This is a genomic window from Vibrio sp. HA2012 (assembly GCF_002812955.1).
In the GTDB taxonomy this organism is placed as follows: domain Bacteria; phylum Pseudomonadota; class Gammaproteobacteria; order Enterobacterales; family Vibrionaceae; genus Vibrio.
The window spans coordinates 259526-282007 of the sequence record NZ_PFXK01000005.1 but is presented as its reverse complement, the minus strand read 5'-3'; the positions used below and the strand labels follow the sequence as shown (position 1 = coordinate 282007).

Here is a 22482-nt window from a genome sequence, read left to right as displayed (position 1 = left end):
AACAATAGTTTCTCGCTTTACCTACAAAAATTAACGGCTCGCATTGTAGCATATCGCCCTGAAGCCGTTGACCTTTTTGTTAACAGACAAAAAAGGCCGGCATGGTATGCCGGCCAAGATTAGGAAGGAAAGGTGATCTTAATTAGAAAGCATCAGTGAATCGGCTTTCGCTTCCAGATTGGTATTTCCCATCAGGTAATTGTCGATGGCCCGGGCACATTCACGGCCTTCGTTAATGCAACGAACAACCAGTGACTGACCAGTACGCATATCACCGGCAGCAAATACACCATCTTGATTTGTCGCAAAATTTTCTGTTGCGACATTACCGCGTTCATCCAGTTTAATATCTAACTGAGCCAGTACACCAGTTGGTTCCGGGTGCAGGAAGCCCATAGCCAGAAAAGCCATGTCACAAGGGATCACTCGCTCACTGCCTTCAATTTCTTTGAAATTAGGACGCTCACCCGGTTTGGCTTCTTCCCAGACGATGTCGGCAATTCTCAGACCAGTCACTTCGCCGTCGTCGTTGCCGATAAATTCCTTGGTCAGGATATTCCAGTGGCGGTCGCAACCCTCTTCGTGTGAGGTCGAGGTACGCAGAATCATTGGATATTGAGGCCAGGGCATATTTGCCGGACGGTCTTTCGGTGGTATAGGCATGATTTCAACCTGAGTAATACTGGCCGCGCCGTGGCGGTTAGATGTACCCACACAGTCAGAACCGGTATCACCACCACCGATAACCACGACGTGCTTACCTTTGGCGTGAATTTCTTCACCTTTCAGATCCATATCATTAGCACGGCGGTTATTCTGTGCAAGGAACTGCATAGCGAAATACACACCTTTCAGCTCGCGTCCCGGAACAGGTAGATCCCGTGGTACGGTTGAACCGCCGGTCAGTAGAATGACATCGAAGTCCTGACGTAATTGCTGAGCATTGATATCGACACCCACATGTGAGTTAACCTCAAATTTGATGCCAGCTTCAGCCATCAGGTTTATCTTACGGTCAATAACATCCATGCTAAGTTTAAAGTCCGGGATACCAAAACGCAGCAGTCCACCGACTTTCTCATCACGTTCGAACACGGTTACACAATGACCTGCACTGTTCAGTTGTTCTGCTGCAGCCAGACCCGCAGGGCCAGAACCGATAATGGCAATCGTTCTGCCGGTACGGGAACGTGGTTTTTTCGGCTTAGCGTACCCTTCACGGTACGCTGTTTCTACAATCGTTTTCTCAATGTTACAGATGGTAATTGGATCCTGATTGATGCCCAGTACACAAGCTGTTTCACATGGAGCCGGGCAGACTCGTCCTGTAAATTCAGGGAAGTTGTTAGTACTGCTCAGGATGTTCCATGCTTCTTCCCAACTGTCACGATACACGGCATCGTTAAACTCAGGGATGATATTACCAATCGGGCAGCCGCTATGACAGAACGGCACACCACAGTCCATACAACGAGAAGCCTGAGTATTGATTTTGTCACCAAACTCATCGTTCAGTACGAACTCTTTGTTGTTTTGAATACGAATACTCGGGTCGATCTTCTTTGGTAGTTCACGACCATGCTCTAAAAATCCAGTAGGCTTACCCATTTACTGCCTCCAACTCTTCCGTGTTTTGTGCTTCCGCTTTCTGCTTCTGCATAACGGCTTTGTAATCGCGAGGCATGACTTTAACTATCTGTTTAAGGTTTGCCTCAAAGTCGTCCAGGAAGCCTTTTGCAACGGTACTTCCGGTATACTCTACGTGCTTGATCACCATATCGTGCAGAAGATCTTTATCTTCCTGATCTAATGGGTCCAGATCAACCAGCTCAGGATTCAGTTTCTTGGTTGCAAAGTCCCCCTCTTTGTCCCAGACATAAGCGACACCGCCACTCATACCTGCAGCAAAGTTACGACCTGTAGAGCCAAGGACGATAGCAACACCACCGGTCATATATTCACAACCATGATCACCAACGCCTTCAACGATAACTTTTGCACCAGAGTTCCGTACACAGAAACGTTCACCAGCCATACCTCGGATATAAGATTCACCAGACGTTGCACCATAGAAACATACGTTTCCTACAACGATGTTGCTTTCAGCCACTATGGTTGATTTTGCATCCGGGTACAGGATAAGCGTACCGCCTGACAAGCCTTTACCCCAGTAGTCGTTTGCATCACCTTCCACTTCGAATTTGACGCCTTTCGCAAGGAAAGCACCGAATGACTGACCGGCAGAACCGGTAAATTTCACGTACATTTCCTGAGGAAGTCCCTGATCTTTGTACACTTTTGAAATTTCATTCGACAACATGGTACCGGCACTGCGATCGGTATTGATGATTGGCAGTTCAGCAGTAACAGCTTCGCCTTTTTCCAGTGCCGGCTGTGCAATTTTGATCAGTTTGCGGTCAAGCACATCTTCCAGACCATGGTTCTGAGTTGTCTGGTTGTATATACCGTCAGCTTCACGTGGCTGTTCAATATGCAGAACCGGGGACAGATCCAGATTGCGGTATTTCCAGTGCTGGATATTATCGCGGACTTTTAGTTTATGTGACTGACCAACCATCTCTTCGATAGTACGGAAACCCAGCTCAGCCATGATTTCACGCAAACCTTCAGCCATATAGCGGAAGAAGGTAACGACATCTTCTACCCGGCCGTCAAAGCGTTCACGCAGAGTCATGTTCTGAGTAGCGATGCCCACCGGGCATGTATTGTTATGACACTTACGCATCATTACACAACCTTCAACAACCAATGCTGCTGTGGCAATTCCCCATTCCTCAGCACCCAGCAGAGTTGCAACAGCAAGGTCTCGAGGTGTCTTCATCTGGCCGTCAGCCTGAACGACGATACGGTTACGCAGGCCGTTAAGCAGCAGTGTCTGGTGTGTTTCAGCCAGACCCAGTTCCCAAGGCAGACCTGTGTGGCGGATTGATGAAATCGGAGAGGCACCTGTACCGCCGTCGAACCCGGCAATCAGTACAACGTCAGCTTTCGCTTTTGCCACACCTGAGGCGATAGTACCGACACCTGCTTCGGATACCAGTTTTACGTTGACACGACCATCGCGGTTAGCGTTTTTCAGGTCATAGATTAGCTGAGCCAAATCCTCGATAGAATAGATATCATGGTGTGGCGGAGGCGAAATCAGACCGACACCCGGAGTGGAATGACGAGTAGCACCAATGGTTTCATCCACTTTGTGACCCGGTAGCTGGCCGCCTTCACCAGGCTTAGCACCTTGTGCCATTTTGATCTGCAGTTCATCGGCATTAGTCAGATAATAAGAGGTTACGCCGAAACGACCTGAAGCCACCTGTTTGATCGCTGAACGTTCCCAGTCGCCGTTCTCTTTTCTTTCGAAACGAGCCGGGTTTTCACCGCCTTCACCTGAGTTGGATTTTGCACCGATACGGTTCATGGCAACGGCCAGCGTTGTGTGTGCCTCATGTGAGATAGAACCGTAACTCATTGCTCCGGTAGCAAAACGTTTCAGGATACTTTCAATCGGCTCTACTTCTGACAGAGGAACTGAACCGGCTGGATTTTTAATAAAATCAAGCTGGCTACGCAGTGTCGCAGCATGGTCACCTTGTGTATCCACAGCCTTGGTATAGGCTTTAAATTGCTCGTAGTCTTTGTTACGGGTAGATTTTTGCAGCAGAGAGATCGTTTCCGGGTTGAACAGGTGTTTTTCACCACGCTGTTTCCACTGATAAACACCCCCGACATCCAGCATTTGCAGCGGAATTTCACGCGTCGGGAAGCCGACTCTGTGGCGGATCAACGCTTCTTTTGCAATATCGTTGATGGTCAGACCCTGAATACGGGAAACTGTACCGGTAAAGTACTTGTCTACAACAGACTTACTGATACCCAGAGCTTCGAAGATCTGAGCTCCGTGATAGGATTGCAGTGTCGAAATACCCATCTTAGAGAAGATCTTTAACAGGCCGCCATTTACTGCCTTACGGTAATTGTTAAACAGGGTTTCAGAAGACGCTTCCGGATCCAGTTTTTTCTTCTTCTGCAGGTCAACGATAGTTTCCATAACAATATATGGGTTAACTGCGTTGGCACCATAGCCGATCAGGGTTGCAAAATGGTGGGTTTCACGTGCATCACCGGTTTCTACCACGATATCACACTTCGCCCGCAGACCTTTACGGATCAGATGGTGATGAACTGCACCTACGGCCAGCATTGCCGGGATAGCGGCATGATTAGAGTTTACGGCACGGTCTGTCAGAAGAATGATGGAGTAGCCATCGATCACTGCATCTTCCGCATACTGACAGATACGTTTAAGAGCGCGTTCCAGTTTGCCTTCTTCTTCGGTTGCCCGGAATACGATATCCAGTGTCTTTGCCTGCAGGTGCACATTATCGATGGCACGCAGTTTTTCCAGCTCAGAGTTAGACAGTACCGGGGATTCCAGTTCCACTTTCTGGCAGTGCTCTGGTGATTCGGACAGCAGATTCTGATCCTTACCCAGATAAGTATTCAGAGACATAACCATACGTTCGCGAATTGGATCGATCGGCGGGTTAGTGACCTGAGCAAACAACTGTTTGAAATAGTGAGACAGGTGTTGTGACTGGTGAGACAGTACTGCCAGCGGCCAGTCTGCTCCCATGGAACCGAGCGGTTCTTTACCGTCATTCGCCATAGGAACGATAATTTCATTCACTTCTTCTGCTGAGATACCGAAGGCTTGCTGGCTGTGCAGCAGACGCTCCGGAGTCGGTTGATAGTGTACGTTACCGGCTTCCGGTAGTTTATTCAGACACAGCAGGTTATCCTGAACCCATTGCTCGTATGGTTGTGCTGAAGCAATACCATCTTTCACTTCCTCGTCAGAAATGATACGTCCTTCTTCCAGATCGGCAACAAAGATACGTCCTGGCTGCAGGCGACCACGGAATTCAATATTCTCCGGTTCGATTTCAACGACACCCGATTCTGATGCCATTACCAGGAAGTTGTCTTTTGTCACGGTATAACGGGAAGGGCGCAGACCGTTACGGTCCAGTGTCGCCCCCACCTGAACACCATCAGTAAAGCAGACTGAGGCTGGGCCGTCCCATGGTTCCATTACGTTTGCGTGGTACTGATAGAACGCACGGCGTGTCGGATCCATGTTTTTGTTTTCCTGCCATGCTTCAGGGATCATCATCATCAGCGCATGTGGCAGGCTGCGACCGGAAAGAACCAGCAGTTCCAGTGCCATATCAAAGTTTGCTGAGTCAGACATGCCTTCCTGACAGATCGGCAGAAGCATATCAATTTCTGCCTGAGTAAACAGGTCAGATTCAAGAATGGCTTCACGGGCTTTCATCCAATTCAGGTTACCGCGCACAGTATTGATTTCACCGTTGTGTGCAATGTAACGGAAAGGTTGAGCCAGACGCCACCTAGGGAATGTGTTGGTAGAGAAACGCGAGTGGACCAGTGCCAACGCGGTTACCATAGTTGGATTTTGCAGATCCAGGAAGTATTGAGGTACCTGCTCAGTGGTTAGCTGACCTTTATACACCAGAGTCTTGTACGACATTGAGTTAATATAAAACTCATCGTTGATATTGGAAATACTTTCCAGACAGACACGTACAGTATAGTTACGCAGAACGTATAGTTTACGTTCCAATTCTGCCGGGGTTACGCCTGGACCACCAGAGATAAATACGTGCTCAAACTGAGGTTCCGTACTTAACGGATCGGCTCCCAGCATGGAGTTATCGACCGGGAGAACACGATAGCCAAGAATTTCCAGATCAAGACGTCTTGCGTTGCGTTCCAGAATATCGCGACACTGCTGGCGTTTATATTCATCTTTCGGGAACAATACGACACCAACGCCATACTTTTCAAAAGAAGGTAGCTTAATGCCAAGCTTTACCGTTTCTTCAAGTAAGAATTCATGGGGTTTTTGCAGCAGGATACCTGCGCCATCGCCACTACACGGATCACAACCCTGACCACCTCGGTGTTCCATGCGAGCCAGCATGTCGAGTGCCTGAGTTACGACTTCGTGAGATTTACGGTTTTTTAAGTGAGCAACAAAACCGATGCCACAAGCGTCATGCTCCAGCTCCGGAGTATACAGACCTTGTGTTTTCTGCTCTCTGTCTACCATAGATACATCCTTCCAATTAAACATTTGGCGTGATTTACCAAGGCGTAAGCTGCCAAAGCATTCACTGCCCTGTCCATTTGTAATTAGTGAATTCTAAGCGCATCTGATGTGATGAGCTTGAGTCCATTCCGCGCCTCACAGGAACTGTTTGTGAAGCAAGCTAATCCTTGGTGATATCCAGCATTTTTTTATCACTCTGTAGTGATTTATATAGGTGGGAGTGGATTATCACAGATTATTCCGCGTTTAATGCTACTAATTTTTTCCCTTAATTAGCAGAGCTGCGTTTTGGTATCCTACATTTTTGTGTCAGCTAATGCTATTGAAACTTGAGCATGATCTGAGTTTTTTAATAGAAAACTGAATAGATAGTTACTCAGATCCCGATTTAAGTACTTGAGAGTGAATATTTATTAGGTTTTTGTACACAGAATCATTTGATTTTCTTTTTACCGGCAAATTTGCCTGCGGAGATTGTTTTTTCTCTCTGAGCAAGAAAATCAGCCATGGTAACGGTCAATTTTATCGGCTTTAAGTGGTAGAATGGTGCGTTTTTCTTTGGCAATACACGGTGCAGTTTAACAATGCAGTTACATGAGTTAGTCAATACGCTGGGACAGGATTTACAAAGACGTTATGGAGAGAAAGTCCATAAACTGACATTACACGGTGGTTTTAGCTGCCCTAACCGGGATGGCACGCTGGGGCGGGGAGGATGTACTTTTTGTAATGTTGCTTCTTTTTCTGATGAGCAGACGCAGATCAAAAGTATTCAGGAGCAGTTGACTGATCGGGCTGGAGAAGTCAACCGAGCCAAAAAATATCTAGCTTATTTTCAGGCATACACCAGTACTTACGGTGAGGTTCAGGTGCTGAAATCCATGTATGAAGAGGCATTGAAAGCGGCAGATATTGTTGGCTTGTGTGTCGGAACCCGGCCAGATTGTGTCCCACAGGCTGTGTTGGATTTGTTATCCGGTTATGTGCAGCAGGGGTATGAGATTTGGCTGGAACTGGGTTTGCAAACGGCTAATGAAGAAACGTTGAAACGAATCAATCGCGGACACGGTTTTGCTATTTATGCAGAGATCACCCGTAAGGCCAGGGCTCTGGGTATCAAAGTATGTACCCATTTGATCCTCGGGCTACCGAAAGAAGGACGGACAGACTATATTGACACCGTTCAGCAGGTACTGAATGTCGGTACTGACGGTATTAAATTACATCCATTACATATTGTTGAAGGAAGTACCATGGCAAAAGCCTGGAAAGCGGGGCGTTTACAGGCCCCGGAACTGAATGAATATGTTGCTGCGGCCAGTGAACTTATCCGGATGACTCCCCCTGAAGTGGTTTTCCACCGGGTTTCTGCCGCAGCCAGGAAGCCAACGCTTTTGGCTCCTGACTGGTGTGAGAATCGCTGGCTGGCTATGACGGAGATCGGGCGGGCTCTGGATAGGGATGGCGCTCAGGGATCTCTTTGCGGGAAACCGTTTGAATATGTCTTACCGGTGAAAAAGGTATTTGATCTGCGCTAAATGTGAAACAGCGCCGGACACCGGGAGTTCAGTGATATAAGTTTCTGGACGGCTGGAGAACGCATAATTTATGATACCTGCTGGTATTGATTATTTCGATATAGAAACAAAATAAAATCAAGGAAGCAGAAGGTAATGGCGCAGATAACCGATGGGCTGATCTTTTTCGGAGAGGGGCTTTTAGTTATTTTTCTGGCAATAATTATTATTGCTTTCTGCTACCTGCGGATGCAGCGCCAGTTTCGGCGATATATCAGTGATTCACCTCTTCCCGCCTTAGTTGTTCATGCCTCCGGCTCTATACTTATCGCTAGTTCTTCTGCCCGGGCATTACTGGGTATTCAGCAGTTCGGAAATAAGTTGTTTTATCCGCATGAAAGCTGTGAAAAAAGTCTGCGGGACTGTATGCAGGAACTCTCCGTGCAGCCTATTAAAAATCAGATATTACGCTGGAAGAGTGATGAAGCAGATTGGCTTGAATTCGAAGTGTCCGGAAGAAAATGCCATCGGTTCTGTTCGGACGAATGGCTGATTTATGTTTCTCCCGGTTTCGGATCTCCTAGTGCATTTTCCCACGAGAGTGTCCGGCTAAAGATCTCCGATACTGTTTTTGATTCTATTTCTGAGCTTATCTATATTAAAGATCCTCAGGGAAAAGTAACCGGAACAAACCGGGCTTTCAGGCGTTTCTGGGAGGGTCGATCCGAAGAGGGAACCGTTGATATTGCCGGACCGATGAAAAGTAAGGGAACACAACGTCGCTGGACAACAGCACCGGATGGACGTAGTTGTCTGCTTGAAACAGAACAGACGTTGTTACTTTCTGATACCGGAGAAAAACTCGGGGTGCTGGGTATCAGTCATGATGTGACGGATTGGTATAAAATGCAGCAGGATCTGCGGGAAGAGATGGAAAAGAGGCGTGGAACAGAGGTAGCGTTGTCACAGCGGGATAGTATGTTGCAGTCGATTATGGCTTCTAGTCCAGATCCTATCGGGCTGTTTAATGAAAACTATATCTATGAAGCCTGTAACCAGCCATTTGTTGACTCTCTGGGCATTACAACGGTGAAAGAACTGATAGGAAAGAGGCTGGATGAGTTATTACCTCGTAATCTGACAGAAAAATTTGATGTCAGTGATAAGCAGGTACTGGAAGAAGGTAAGACACAGCGCTATATCAATAAGCACCAACTGACGAATGGAGAGTTTGCCTGGTTTGATGTTGTGAAATCCCGTTACCGTGACCCAGTATCTGGCTCTTACGGTGTTCTCATTATGGCCCGGGATGTTACAGAGCGTATCCGGGTTGAGAAGAAACTAGAGGAAGTCAATAAGGAACTGGAACGCCTTAGTTTTCAGGATAGTCTGACTCAGTTGGCCAATCGTCGTCGGTTTGATGAGCAACTGGAGACTTATTGGAAGTTGCATCTTCGGCAGAAGCAGTGTATCTCTATCATGTTGTGTGATATCGACTTTTTTAAAGATTTCAATGATAACTACGGTCATCAGCAGGGGGATGAAGCTCTGGTTCACGTCGCTCAGGCATTTATGCAGGTTCTGAACCGTTCGTCAGACTGTGTTGCCCGTTATGGTGGTGAAGAGTTTGCTTTTATCCTTCCGGATACTGACCTCTATGGAGCTAAGGTTCTGGCAGAAAAAGTTCATGCTGTTATTAAAGAATTGAATATTCCTCATCAGTATTCAAGTATCAGCGAATCTATCACCGTAAGTATTGGTTGTGTGTCCTTCATCCCGCAGCAGGGAGATCAGTATGGCTATGCTTTAAGCCTGGCTGATAAGGCTCTGTATGCAGCCAAAAAACAGGGAAGAAACCGAACCTGTTTCCATGAGAACTGATCCCCTGTATGGAGTCACCGATGAAACCCATTAAAAGTCTGGCACAATATTACGTTGTATTACTGGTCAAACTGGGGATAGTCCGGTTTTCGATTTTAATTGCTATGGCTCTGGTGGCTCTGGCGGTATTTGTACAGGTCGGCATTACTCTGGGGATTCGTGGAACGGTAGATAATATCGATATTGTCCGGTCGGTTTTCTTTGGTCTTATTATCAGTCCCTGGGCTGTTTATTTTCTTTCTGTCGTTGTTGATCAACTGGAAGAGTCCCGCCAGCGTCTGTCTAAACTGGTTTCTAAACTAAAAGACATGCGGGCTCGCGATCATGAGCTGAATAATCAGCTACAGAAAAACATCATTAAACTCAATCAGGAAATTGCTGAGCGTCAGCGGGCGGAAGAGGCTCGCCTGGCGATGATGCAGGATCTGGAAAATGAGGTTTACCAGCGGGAAATGGCACAGGTAGAGCTGGCAGAAAGAACGGCATTGTTACGTTCGTTTATCGATACTTCTCCGGATCTGATTTATTACCGGAATGCTCAGGGGCAATTTTCTGGCTGTAATACTGCGGTAGAGAAGCTGACAGGGAAAAAAGAGAGTGAGCTGGTTGGATTGACTCCTTGGGAGGTTTACAGCGAAGAGGTTGCCAGAACCGTAGTCGAAACCGATGATCGGGTGTTCAAGAATAATGATGCTGTGACTTACGAACAGTGGATGGAATACCCAGATGGTAAAAGAGTGTACTTTGAACTGCGTAAGGTACCATTTTATAGTAAAGAAGGACGACATCTTGGACTGGTCGGTTTTGGACGAGATATTACCGAGCGTAAGCGTTATCAGGATGCACTGGAAAAAGCCAGCCGGGATAAGACGACCTTTATCTCTACGGTAAGCCATGAGTTGAGAACGCCACTAAATGGTATTGTCGGGTTAAGCCGGATGCTGCTGGACACACAGTTAAATACCGAACAGCGTCAGCAACTGCAGACGATTAATGTCAGTGCCGTTACTCTGGGTAATATATTTAACGATATTATTGATATGGATAAATCGGATCGGAGCAAGCTGGAACTTTATCCGGAAGTCATTAATTTCGAAGATTTTATTTCTGAGATAGCGACTATTTCCGGGCTGATGATTGAGCAGAAAGAGCTGGATTTTACCTTAGAAAGGCTGACGGATTTTCCTGCTTACATCGAAGTTGATGCAACCCGTCTACGTCAGGTACTTTGGAACCTGATTGGTAATGCGCGTAAATTTACTAAAGAGGGTAGTGTTGTTCTGTGTGTCGGTGCCGAAGTCGAAAACGGGATGGCAGATATTACATTTGAGGTTGAAGATACGGGGATCGGTATTCCGGAACGGGAACTGAATAATATCTTCTCTATGTATTATCAGGTTAAGTCAGAGAAAGATAACCTGCATGCGGTTGGAACCGGAATCGGACTTTCTGTTTCTCAGCAGATCGTTCACCTGATGGGCGGAGAGATCACCGTGTCCAGTGAAGAAGGATTTGGCAGTATATTTACCGTAACAATTCAGGTACCGGTTGCCGAGCAGAAAGAAGAAGAAAGTAAAAATAGTGAGAATCAGCGTTCGCTGCGTATCTTTATGGTGGAAGATATCGAGCTGAATATTACTGTAGCTCAGTCTCTTCTGGAAAGTCTCGGTCATACTGTATCAGTTGCAATGACGGGTGAAGAAGCATTGCAAGAATTTGATCCGCAGCAGTATGATCTAGTGTTACTGGATATTCAGTTGCCGGATATGACCGGATTTGATATTGCCCGGCATTTCAGAAAAACTTATACATCGTTACCTCCTCTGGTTGCCCTGACTGCAAATGTAGTGAAAGATAAAAGGGACTATATAGAGAAAGGAATGGATGACGCATTAAGTAAGCCGTTGTCTGTGAAAGCCATAAAAGGGGTACTGGAAAAATGTAGCCTGATTTTCGAAGAGGTTCCCAATGGCTGTGAGGGAAAAGAGATGACACGACAGGGTGAGCTGAAAAATAATCTGAAGGTATTGGATCTGGATATGCTCAGTTCTTATATCGATATTGTCGGTACACAACCTGTGCAGGATAGTGTGGCTATGTTTGAACAAATGATGCCCGGTTATGTTGATATTCTGGAATCTTACCGGGTAGCTCGGGATCAGAAAGGGATTGTTTCTGAAGCTCATAAAATTAAGGGAGCAGCTGGTTCTGTCGGATTGAAGCATATTCAGATGGTTGCGCAACAAGCGCAGTCTCCCGAGTTACCGGCATGGTGGGAGCATATTGATGCTTGGGTTGAGGAAATTAAAACTGAATATCCTAATGATATTCGGGTACTCAGAGATTGGCTGAGGCAGCAATGAGTTTTTCTTCCTGACTGTAGAACAAAAACTCCCCCGAGAAACGGAGGAGTTTTTCAAAAGGTCATTCTGACGTTCTATTCTTCGATATCGCCGCAGAAGCGGTAGCCTTCACCATGGATTGTAGCGATAATTTCCGGTGTATCACCGACCGATTCAAAGTGCTTACGGATACGACGAATAGTGACATCAACAGTACGATCATGAGGTTTCAGTTCGCGACCTGTCATTTTCTTCAGCAGTTCTGCTCGGGTCTGAATCTTTCCCGGATTCTCACAGAAGTGCAGCAGTGCACGGAATTCAGAACGAGGCAGCTTATAGCTATCACCCATAGGGTTAATCAGAGAACGGCTGTTAATGTCCAGAGTCCAGTTATTGAAACTGTACTTTTCTACATTACGCTTTTCTTCTGGTTCCGCTGCTGTATTCATAGAACGGCTCAGCAGGTTGCGGGCCCGGATAGTCAGTTCCCGTGGGTTGAATGGTTTTGTGATGTAATCATCAGCACCGATTTCCAGCCCTAGAATTTTATCGACTTCGTTATCACGTCCAGTGAGGAACATCAGTGCAATATTGGCTTGTTCGCGAAGCTCCCGAGCCAGAAGCAACCCGTTTTTTCCGGGCAGATTGATGTCCATAATCACCAGATTAATAGTGTTTTCTGTTAAAGCAGTATGCATTTCTTCACCATCACTGGCTTCAAAAACGCGATAACCCTCTGCTTCAAAAATGCTTTTTAAAGTATTACGAGTAACTTGTTCATCTTCTACTATAAGAATCTGCGGCGTTTGCATTGGTAGCACCTAAGTTGTAACGATAATGTATTAATATAATAAATTTTCAGACAAAAATAACATACGAGTAAAACGTTTACGATATTTCACGTAACAAAAATGAAGTGGAATCGAGAAAAATAGACACGATTTCCTTTGCATTTGTCTGTTAACCCTATGAATGCTGTTCCAGCAACGGAAAATCCCTGTCCGCTACGTTACAATAATCGCGGAAGATTCTATTATTTCAGCAATACATGAACAACATACGAAGGCTAATTCTTTTTTGTTTATTGATTTATGTCAATAGAGAAAATTCATGATAACAGGGACAGGATAACGCTTACTTATGGTAATAGAACAGACGTTATGGGATGCCTACAAGGCAATCTTTTTTTTCGTCGATAAAAAGCTTTCATTTAGTCAATTTTGCGTTATCACTGCCTGGAACCCGAATAGTATCCGGTGCTCAGTTCATAAAAATAAAAGTGCTAATAAGGCATTGGAAAATGACTTATTGCAATATAGATATGAGAGCATTCTGGCTGGCAGTCGTGATAAAATGTGGACAGAAGAGAGTTATGCTGTCGTGTTGTCACGGCTTGACTCGACAAAATTAGCAAAAAAGTATCGACAAAATGCTATCTATTATGTTCAAAATGATCGGATATATCTGATTCCCTGTGTCGATTGTGGGCGGGCTGAGATTCAAATAGGACGCTTTTCTCAGCGAGTAATTGACCTGCGCTACGGGAAAAAATAAGCAAAAGGATAAAAGAATTATTCCGCAGATGAAGCTTAACCACTTGATTTTATGTGGTAGGGATTTGGCTGCTGTAAAAAAACTCAAGGAGGAAAAATGAACGATATACTTCCGGCAATTTGTGATAAATATGAAGATCAGGTGACATTACTGGATCTCCCTCTGCAAAGCTTTGGGCAAAGATTCTCATTCTTTGGAGAAGTCGTCACAGTACGCTGCTTTCATGATAACTCTAAGGTTTGGGAAGTACTGAAGCAGGATGGTAAAGGCAAAGTGTTGTTTGTGGATGGCAACGGATCCTGTAAAAAAGCGTTACTCGGCACTAAACTGGCGATCTTAGCGATAGAAAATGGTTGGGAAGGTGTGATTGTCTACGGTGCTGTCCGGGATGTTGCGAGCTTATCTGAGATGGATTTGGGAATAAAAGCACTGGCCGCTTGTCCGTTTAAAACGGAAAAGCATGATGCCGGTGACATTAACGTCAGCCTGACAATGAACCGTCAGACGGTTTTACCTGGTGATTATGTGTACGCTGACTGGAATGGTACGTTGATCAGCCATGAAGAATTACTGATGTGATCTTTTACCGGATTAGAATCTGAATCCTAATCCCAGTTCAATACCCTGCTGCCACTCTTCATAATCCAGAGTGGCATGCAGATGCAGATGATCGGAAAGCTCCACCCTGCTGGTTACTTCTGCTGAGATGATACTTTCTTTCTCCCCGTTTGCCTGTTTTTCCTGCATTGAGCGCAGCATGCTGTCTACTGAAATTTTGTCGTTAAAACGGTAACTGACACCGCTTAAAAAACCATTCTGACTGGCTGTTTCTGAATTATCCAGCCGGGCACCGATATATAGATCGACTGAATCAAACAGAGTGTAGGCGTAACCGCCATCCACCGTCCACAGATCAAACTCATTTCCGTATGATAAGGGTTGAGAAGAGATAAAAAGTTTATGTGGGGAGGACTTCATCGGCGTGAGTGACGGAAGTTCAGCAGCTGATAGCGATGAACAGAAAGTCAGACATGCAACTATGATAGTTTTCATCATCTGCCTCCCTGTCGTTCCACTGAAAAATACAAACTGTAGTCGTTATATAATTTGTTAGGTTGTGTTAACAAATCTTGTTATTTCATTTAAACACATTTTTCAGGATGAGGAGTGCGGGATCCGCAGGTTTACTTAGACTAATTTGTTATTGAATAGTGATGTTTAGGAAATGTTTTGTATAACTATTTGATTATTAGTTGTAAAACAATTGATTGCATTGTTTTTGATTCTTTTCATGTTCAATGATAGATCGGGCGAAGGAGACGGTTTTTTAAAAAAAAGTAAATTTTAATTGATTATGTGGATAAAATCCGGTAATTGTAAAAGGACGCAAATACACACGTTTAGAATGCTTTTATTACTATGACAACAGCTAGCCGCTTAATGATGATTACAACCATTATTATTACCGACATTACCATTGTTGGGGCAGGCTGGTAGACGAAAGATTTTCAGAAAAAGGCCTGTATCCGAAAAGATACAGGCCTTTTTTTATACAGGTTATATGACACATGGAGGAAGGGATGCGAGTTCTCAAGTTTGGTGGTTCATCATTGGCTGATGCCGACCGCTTTTTAAGGGCAGCGGATATCATTGCCAATAATGCTCAGCAGGAGGAAGTAGCAGTAGTGCTATCTGCACCAGGTAAAACAACTAATAAACTGGTGGCTGTAATTGAAGGTGCGCTGAGAAACGGGGAAGCTGAGTTACAGATCAGCGAACTGGAAAATGCGTTCAATGATCTTTTTGCGGCAATTCAGGCTGTACTGCCTAACCTGGAAAAAGCAGAATTTGATCAGCAGGTCTCCAGTTCGATGCATCAGTTACGGGAATATGTGCAGGGAATATCCTTGCTGGAAATGTGCCCGGACAATGTGAATGCGCGCATTATCAGTAAAGGTGAGCGAATCTCTATTCGTCTGATGAAAGCTGTGCTGGAAGCAAAAGGTCACCCTGCTAGTCTGATTGACCCAGTTCAGTATCTGCGGGCATCAGGTAACCATCTGGAAGCTATGGTCGATGTTGAAGCTTCAACTGATAATTTCCGGACTAACCCGCTGCCGGAAGGGCATGTGAATATTATGCCGGGCTTTACTGCCGGTAATGACCGCGGAGAACTGGTCACATTAGGACGTAATGGTTCTGATTATTCGGCAGCCGTACTGGCAGCATGTCTCCGGGCGGATTGTTGTGAGATTTGGACGGATGTCGATGGTGTCTATAACTGTGACCCGCGTCTGGTAAAAGATGCTCGTCTGCTGAAGTCGTTAAGCTATCAGGAAGCCATGGAGTTGTCCTATTTTGGTGCTTCGGTATTGCATCCTAAGACGATCGCCCCTATCGCTCAGTTCCATATTCCTTGCTTAATCAAAAACAGTTTTAATCCTCAGGGTGCTGGTACGTTGATCGGTCAGGATACGGGGGAAGATAAGCTGGCGATTAAAGGTATTACGACCTTAGATGATCTGACTATGGTGAACGTTTCCGGCCCGGGGATGAAAGGTATGGTTGGGATGGCAAGCCGTATCTTTGGTGCTATGTCTTTTGCCGGTGTTTCTATTGTATTGATCACTCAGTCTTCTTCTGAATACAGCATCAGTTTCTGTATCGAACGGGCTGATCGCCTTAAAGCAGAACGAGTTTTGGGGGATGCGTTCGAGCTGGAAATGAAGGACGGACTACTCGAGCCGATTGAATTTGTTGAAGATGTGTCGATTATTACTCTTGTTGGAGACGGCATGCGGACATCCAAAGGGGTAGCTTCCAAATTCTTTGCTTCTCTTGCAGAGGTTAATGTTAATGTTGTTGCTATAGCTCAAGGCTCTTCTGAACGGGCGATTTCTGCGGTTATTCCGGAAGACAAGGTTTCTGAAGCGATTAAAGCCTGCCATGAAACTTTGTTCAACTCTATTCATTATTTGGATCTGTTTGTTGTTGGCACCGGTGGCGTTGGTGGGGCTTTGGTTGATCAGGTTAAACGTCAACAGGAAAAACTCGCAGAAAAAGGCATTATTCTGCGGATTTGTGGTTTGGCGAACAGCAAAGGGGTACTGCTGGATGCGGATGGTCTGCCATTGGATAATTGGCGTGAACGGATGGAAAATGCATCTGAGGTATTTAACCTGCCAACTTTTCTGGCTCTGATCCAGCGTAATCATATTATCAATCCTGTATTGGTGGATTGTACTTCCAGTCAGGCAATTGCAGATCAGTATGCTGACTTCCTTGGTGCCGGTTTTCATGTGATCACACCGAATAAGAAAGCCAATACCGCCAGCATGGCGTACTACCACCAGTTACGTGAAGTGGCGCAAAGCTCGCGTCGTCGTCTGATGTACGAGACCACAGTTGGTGCCGGTTTGCCAGTAATTGAAAATCTGCAGAATCTGATCGCTGCCGGGGATGAGTTGGAGCGATTTAACGGTATTCTTTCCGGATCGTTGTCGTATATCTTTGGTAAATTGGATGAAGGGATGACTCTGAGTCAGGCGACCAACCTTGCTAAGGATAATGGCTTTACCGAACCGGATCCGCGTGATGACTTGTCTGGTATGGATGTTGCCCGTAAATTGTTGATCCTGGCTCGTGAATCCGGGATGGAACTGGAACTGGATGACGTTCAGGTTGAAAAAGCATTGCCACCGGGTTTTGATGATTCAGGTTCTGTCGATGACTTTATGGCACGTCTGCCTGAAGCTGATACCTATTTTTCAGAGCTTGCGGTTAAGGCTGCTAAAGAAGGTAAAGTGCTACGTTATGTCGGTGAAATCAATGATGGTAAATGTAAGGTTCGTATCATTACTGCCGATGAAAATGATCCTATGTTTAAGATTAAAGATGGTGAAAATGCACTGGCATTCTACAGTCGTTACTATCAGCCGATCCCTCTGGTTCTGCGTGGTTATGGTGCTGGTACCGAGGTGACGGCCGCTGGTGTTTTTGCCGATGTGATGCGTGTGTTAGGCTGGAAATTAGGGGTATAAAAGAGAATGGATTCTGTAACTGTATACGCTCCGGCTTCTATCGGTAACGTCAGTGTTGGATTTGATGTACTTGGCGCAGCCGTTTCTCCGGTAGACGGAACACGGCTTGGGGACCTGGTGACGGTTAAACCGGGAAGTGAGCCGTTTACATTGAAGACAGCTGGCAGCTTTGTCTCTAAGCTCCCGACCGACCCTAAAGAAAACATCGTTTACGATTGCTGGGTGGTGTTTGGGCGTGAACTGAAAAAGAAAGGTGTCGAGCTAAAGCCGGTTGACATGACACTGGAAAAGAACATGCCGATCGGTTCCGGTCTGGGTTCCAGTGCCTGCTCTATCGTTGCGGCTCTGGATGCGCTGAATCAGTTTCATGCTAACCCACTTGATGAAATGGAGCTTCTGGCTTTGATGGGCGAGATGGAAGGTAAAATTTCCGGTGGTGTGCATTATGATAATGTTGCGCCGTGCTATTTGGGTGGACTGCAACTGATGCTGGAAGAGCTGGGTATTATCAGCCAGGAAGTGCCTTGCTTTGATGACTGGTACTGGGTGATGGCTTATCCGGGTATAAAGGTCTCTACCGCTGAAGCCCGTGAAATATTGCCGTCTCAGTATCGCCGTCAGGACATCATTGCTCATGGTCGTCATCTTGGTGGTTTTATCCACGCCTGCCATTCCGGACAGCCGGAACTTGCAGCAAAAATGATCAAAGACGTGATCGCAGAACCATATCGTGAGAAACTACTGCCCGGGTTTGCTAATGCACGTCACTATGCTGCGTCAGCTGGGGCTCTGGCAACCGGTATTTCCGGCAGTGGCCCAACCTTGTTTAGCATTTGCAAAGAGAAAGATGTCGCTGAGCGTGTTGCTCGCTGGCTTGAACAAAATTACGTACAGAACGAAGAAGGATTCGTCCATGTTTGTCGCCTGAACAAACAGGGTTCGAAGGTAACAGGAAGTGAGCTATGAAGCTTTACAATATAAAAGAAAACGATGAACAAGTCTCCTTTGGCCAAGCCGTCCGCCAAGGGTTAGGCCGTAATCAGGGCCTGTTTTTCCCATCAGAACTGCCTAAGTTTGATGATGTGGATGCACTGCTGGAAGAGGATTTTGTTTCCCGCAGCAGTAAGATTTTATCTGCGCTGATTGGTGATGAACTGAGTGCTGAAAAAGTACGAGAGCTGGTGGGGAATGCATTCCAGTTCCCTGCACCAATCAAACAAGTAAAAGATGGCGTTTACGCTCTGGAGCTGTTCCACGGTCCGACACTGGCGTTTAAAGACTTCGGTGGCCGCTTTATGGCTCAGTCACTGGCTGCAGTGTCTGACGGTGGCAAGATCACCATTCTGACAGCAACGTCTGGTGATACCGGTGCCGCTGTTGCTCATGCTTTCTACGGTATGGAAAACATTAACGTTGTGATCCTGTACCCGAAAGGCAAGATCAGTCCGCTACAGGAAAAACTGTTCTGTACGCTGGGTAAAAACATCCACACAGTGGCTATCAACAGTGACTTCGACGCCTGTCAGACGTTGGTTAAGCAGTCATTCGATGATCAGGTGCTGCGTGATGAGGTTGGCCTGAACTCGGCTAACTCTATCAATATCGCTCGTCTGATGGCTCAGATTTGCTACTACTTTGAAGCCGCTGCTCAGATGAGTAAAAACGAGCGTGAAAACCTGGTGGTATCCGTACCAAGTGGTAACTTCGGTAATCTTACTGCCGGTCTGCTGGCAAAAGCCCTTGGTCTGCCAATCAAACGCTTTATTGCGGCAACGAATGTGAATGACACGGTGCCTCGTTATCTGGAGACCGGTAAGTGGGAACCCAAACCAACGATCGCAACGACGTCTAACGCAATGGATGTGAGTCAGCCAAACAACTGGCCGCGTATTGAAGAGCTGTGCACAATCAAGGGCTGGGGTCTGGATACGTTGGGTAAAGGCGCTGTCACTGATGAGCAGAGCGCTGAGTCTGTGCGTGAATTAAAAGCAGAGGGATACCTGTGCGAGCCACATGGTGCGATTGCTTACCGCGTACTGAATGATCAGCTTCAGGAAGGCGAAACCGGTTTGTTCCTGTGTACGGCTCATCCGGCTAAGTTTAAGGAAGTTGTGGATGATATCCTGAATGAGAATATCGACGTTCCTGCACCTCTGGCGAAACATGCAGCCATGGCGCTGTTATCTGAAGAGATGGATGCAGACTTTGATGCTTTGAAAGCGGTTCTGCGTAAAGTTCAGAAGTAAGCGGACATATTTCGGTCTTTGAAGAGCGTCTGCGGGCGCTCTTTTCTTTTCAATCCATGGATCCTACCGACAATAGGTTGGTGTCCGAAAATGCCCTCTTCCCTGAACTTGACGATTAGGGACAGGGGTACGTGTACGACTATGGGTGGAACCGGCAGGCTGTGGTTTCATAGGGGCATCCTTCTGGAACAAAAAACGGGTCTTGTTCTGCTTATGAAAGAAAGATGCCAACTTCGAAAGAAAGATGCCAACGCCGAAAGAAAAATATTACTCTGTATAAGTAGCTTCAGAGTGCCTGTTTAGTTAACTCTTTGTTGCTCAAAATGACGCAGAGCCTGAATTTCATCAGTCCAGATTGCAGGTTCTATCGTCTCTAAAATCAATGGAATAGCATTAAATCTCGTATCCTGAGCAATGTATCTGAAACAGTCCCAGCCAATTTCCCCTTGTCCCAGAGAATGATGGCGGTCAACCCGGCTGGAAAAGCGAACTTTTGAATCATTAAGATGCATTGCTCTCAGATAGTGCATACCGACAACATTGTTGAATTCCGTAAAGGTTTTGTCACATTCCTCACTACTACGCAAATCATACCCGGCAGTAAAAGTGTGGCAGGTATCGAGACAGACTCCAACCCGCTCTTTATTATCCACTTGTGCGATGATTTCGGCCAGATGTTCAAAGCGCCAGCCAAGGTTACTGCCTTGGCCGGATGTATTTTCAATTACGGCAATAACATCGGGAACGGCTTTGTGTGCCAGATTAATGGATTCTGCGATCAGAGACAGGCACTCCTGTTCGGAGATTTTTTTCAGGTGGCTCCCCGGATGAAAATTCAGTAGTCTGAGTCCTAGTTGCTGACAACGTTCCATCTCATCGATAAAGGCTGTACGGGATTTATTCAGTTTTTCTTGTTCCGGGGCACCCAGATTGATCAGATAAGAATCATGCGGAAGGATATGTTCTGCACTAAAACCCAGAGTAGCGCAGTTGGTTTTAAAAGCACGGATACTTTCTGTGGAAAGTGGCTTTGCTGTCCACTGGCGCTGATTTTTCGTAAACAGAGCAAAAGCATTTGCTCCGATTTCAGCGGCTCTGATGGGGGCGTATTCTACACCTCCGGCAGCAGATACGTGGGCACCGATAAATTTATTACTCATGAATGCTTGGGTCTCCTGTGGCATGTGAATGTGTTCTTCAAGGTTGTTGGATTAGCGTTTTTTTTGAAAAAATAAAAAAAAATTACAGAGGTAAAATACACCGAAGTCTATGAAATTTAAAGATTCTTGATTCTGGTCAATAAAATTACCTCAAAAAAGACAAGGTTTTTGGTTGTCTTTTGACTTACATCAATATTATTATACACACAACAAGTTAGCCAACAGCTCAACAATAGAATAAATAATTAACTCACAAAGTGAGAACAAGGAGAAAGTCATGATCCAAGGTATTCAAATTACTAAAGCAGCAAACGATGATCTACTGAACTCTATCTGGTTGCTGGATACTGAAAAAAATGAAGCACGTTGTGTAGCTGCTTCAGCTGGTTTTGATGCTGATCAGGTCGTTGCAGTATCTGAACTGGGTGCATATGAAAGTCGTGAAGTGGCGATTGAAACACCACCACGCATTGAAGGTGGTCAGCACCTGAACGTAAATGTTCTGCGTCGTGAAACATTGGAAGATGCGGTTAATCATCCGGAAAACTATCCGCAGTTGACCATCCGTGTTTCTGGTTATGCGGTGCGTTTCAACTCACTGACTCCAGAACAGCAGCGTGATGTTATAGCGCGTACTTTTACAGAAACATTGTAAGAATTTTAATCGGTTAATTTTTAAAGCCCGCAGAATGACTCTGCGGGCTTTGTTGTGTTTTATTCTCTTAAGTCTGTTTACTTTGCTCCTTTTTCTAACTCAGCTAGAATGTTGGCTGTTTTTACAAAGGAATAGCAGATATGAGAGAAGCACTTACCTGGCATGATGTGATCGGAACGGAAAAACAACAGGAATATTTTCAGCAAACGATGGCCTATGTTCAGTCCGAACGGGATGCTGGAAAAGTTATCTACCCGCCGGCAAAAGATGTGTTTAACGCTTTTCGCTATACGGAACTGAAAGATGTTAAAGTCGTGATTATCGGTCAGGATCCCTATCATGGTCCGAATCAGGCTCACGGTTTGTGCTTTTCTGTTCTTCCCGGTGTCAAAACACCACCCTCTCTGGTCAACATGTATAAAGAACTGGCACAGGATATTCCCGGTTTTGAAATCCCTGCTCATGGCTATCTTAAAAGTTGGGCGGAGCAGGGGGTACTACTGCTTAATACGGTACTGACTGTCGAACAGGGAAAGGCTCATTCTCATGCTAAAACCACAGGATGGGAAAGATTTACGGATCATGTGATTCAGGCGGTAAATGATCACTGTGATGGTGTCGTTTTCTTACTGTGGGGGTCGCATGCTCAGAAAAAAGGTCGGGTGATTGACCGGAACCGGCATCATGTATTAATGGCTCCGCATCCGTCTCCTCTGTCTGCTCATCGTGGTTTTTTGGGGTGTAAACATTTTTCTCAGACAAACCGGATACTAGAGCAAAAAGGTCTTACCCCGATTAACTGGCAGCCTGTTTTGGACTAAACTGCTGTTGATGAATGCCGGTTTCTGGTCTCAGGTTGCATCAAAGGTTTTTTAGAAGGGTATCAAGGTAATTTACCGGGTTCTTATCTATCCTTAACCTACCATCAAAAAGGAG

At 45.7% G+C, this 22482-nt stretch carries 15 protein-coding genes and 1 other annotated feature; of the genes, 10 read left to right on the top strand and 5 right to left on the bottom strand.

Annotated elements, in window-relative coordinates; all coding sequences use genetic code 11:
• Window positions 1-138: 138 nt before the first annotated feature.
• Together CSW98_RS11645 and gltB are read right to left on the bottom strand one after the other, a co-directional pair.
• Window positions 139-1608 (bottom strand): glutamate synthase subunit beta, encoded by a 1470-nt coding sequence (locus CSW98_RS11645; RefSeq protein WP_100800644.1) that lies wholly within the window; start codon window positions 1606-1608, stop codon window positions 139-141.
• Window positions 1601-6151, bottom strand: a complete 4551-nt coding sequence (gltB, locus tag CSW98_RS11640; protein WP_100800643.1) for a glutamate synthase large subunit — start codon at window positions 6149-6151, stop codon at window positions 1601-1603. Before gltB ends, CSW98_RS11645 begins: the two co-directional genes overlap by 8 nt.
• Window positions 6152-6735: 584 nt before the next feature.
• Between gltB and mnmL the strand changes: the two genes are divergently transcribed.
• The 3 genes from mnmL (at window position 6736) to arcB (ending at window position 11912) form a co-directional block, all read left to right on the top strand.
• On the top strand, window positions 6736-7689 hold the full coding sequence (mnmL, locus tag CSW98_RS11635; RefSeq protein WP_100800642.1) for a tRNA modification radical SAM protein MnmL/YtqA: 954 nt from the start codon (window positions 6736-6738) through the stop codon (window positions 7687-7689).
• A 135-nt stretch (window positions 7690-7824) separates the two neighbouring features.
• Entirely contained in the window at window positions 7825-9549 is a 1725-nt protein-coding gene (locus CSW98_RS11630; RefSeq protein WP_100800641.1) for a diguanylate cyclase domain-containing protein, read from the top strand.
• Between the two features lie 20 nt (window positions 9550-9569).
• Window positions 9570-11912 (top strand): aerobic respiration two-component sensor histidine kinase ArcB, encoded by a 2343-nt coding sequence (gene arcB, locus CSW98_RS11625; RefSeq protein WP_100800640.1) that lies wholly within the window; start codon window positions 9570-9572, stop codon window positions 11910-11912.
• 74 nt (window positions 11913-11986) lie between these two features.
• On the opposite strand, the gene arcA is transcribed toward arcB, so the two are convergent.
• Window positions 11987-12703: a two-component system response regulator ArcA gene (gene arcA / locus CSW98_RS11620; RefSeq protein ID WP_100800639.1), complete on the bottom strand. Its 717-nt coding sequence runs from the start codon at window positions 12701-12703 to the stop codon at window positions 11987-11989.
• A gap of 328 nt (window positions 12704-13031) precedes the next feature.
• Here arcA and CSW98_RS11615 point away from each other — a divergent pair, with 328 nt between their 5' ends.
• Both CSW98_RS11615 and CSW98_RS11610 read left to right on the top strand, forming a co-directional pair.
• The gene (locus tag CSW98_RS11615; RefSeq protein ID WP_100800638.1) at window positions 13032-13445 is read left to right on the top strand and encodes a DUF3293 domain-containing protein; all 414 of its coding nucleotides are present in this window, start codon (window positions 13032-13034) and stop codon (window positions 13443-13445) included.
• A gap of 96 nt (window positions 13446-13541) precedes the next feature.
• The gene (locus CSW98_RS11610) at window positions 13542-14024 is read left to right on the top strand and encodes a putative 4-hydroxy-4-methyl-2-oxoglutarate aldolase (RefSeq protein WP_100800637.1); all 483 of its coding nucleotides are present in this window, start codon (window positions 13542-13544) and stop codon (window positions 14022-14024) included.
• A 12-nt stretch (window positions 14025-14036) separates the two neighbouring features.
• Here CSW98_RS11610 and CSW98_RS11605 read toward each other — a convergent pair whose 3' ends face one another.
• Entirely contained in the window at window positions 14037-14498 is a 462-nt protein-coding gene (locus tag CSW98_RS11605) for a ribonuclease regulator (protein WP_100800683.1), read from the bottom strand.
• Window positions 14499-14880: 382 nt separating this feature from the next.
• Window positions 14881-14996, top strand: a sequence feature (Thr leader region).
• 29 nt (window positions 14997-15025) lie between these two features.
• On the opposite strand from CSW98_RS11605, the gene thrA reads away from it, so the two are divergent.
• From thrA to thrC, 3 genes are read left to right on the top strand one after another with little or no spacing between them, the layout of a single operon-like run.
• Window positions 15026-17485, top strand: coding sequence for a bifunctional aspartate kinase/homoserine dehydrogenase I (gene thrA / locus CSW98_RS11600; RefSeq protein ID WP_100800682.1), 2460 nt, complete (start codon window positions 15026-15028; stop codon window positions 17483-17485).
• A 6-nt stretch (window positions 17486-17491) separates the two neighbouring features.
• A complete protein-coding gene (gene thrB, locus CSW98_RS11595) occupies window positions 17492-18451 on the top strand; it encodes a homoserine kinase (protein ID WP_100800636.1) in 960 nt (319 codons plus the stop codon).
• Window positions 18448-19731 carry a threonine synthase gene (gene thrC / locus CSW98_RS11590; RefSeq protein ID WP_100800635.1) on the top strand — a complete coding sequence of 428 codons (1284 nt, stop codon included), beginning with the start codon at window positions 18448-18450 and terminating at the stop codon, window positions 19729-19731. Before thrB ends, thrC begins: the two co-directional genes overlap by 4 nt.
• Window positions 19732-20030: 299 nt before the next feature.
• On the opposite strand, the gene nfo is transcribed toward thrC, so the two are convergent.
• A complete protein-coding gene (gene nfo / locus CSW98_RS11585) occupies window positions 20031-20891 on the bottom strand; it encodes a deoxyribonuclease IV (protein WP_100800634.1) in 861 nt (286 codons plus the stop codon).
• A gap of 277 nt (window positions 20892-21168) precedes the next feature.
• On the opposite strand from nfo, the gene grcA reads away from it, so the two are divergent.
• Window positions 21169-21546 (top strand): autonomous glycyl radical cofactor GrcA, encoded by a 378-nt coding sequence (gene grcA / locus CSW98_RS11580; protein WP_100800633.1) that lies wholly within the window; start codon window positions 21169-21171, stop codon window positions 21544-21546.
• Window positions 21547-21686: 140 nt separating this feature from the next.
• The gene (gene ung / locus CSW98_RS11575; protein WP_100800632.1) at window positions 21687-22367 is read left to right on the top strand and encodes a uracil-DNA glycosylase; all 681 of its coding nucleotides are present in this window, start codon (window positions 21687-21689) and stop codon (window positions 22365-22367) included.
• Window positions 22368-22482 lie beyond the last annotated feature (115 nt).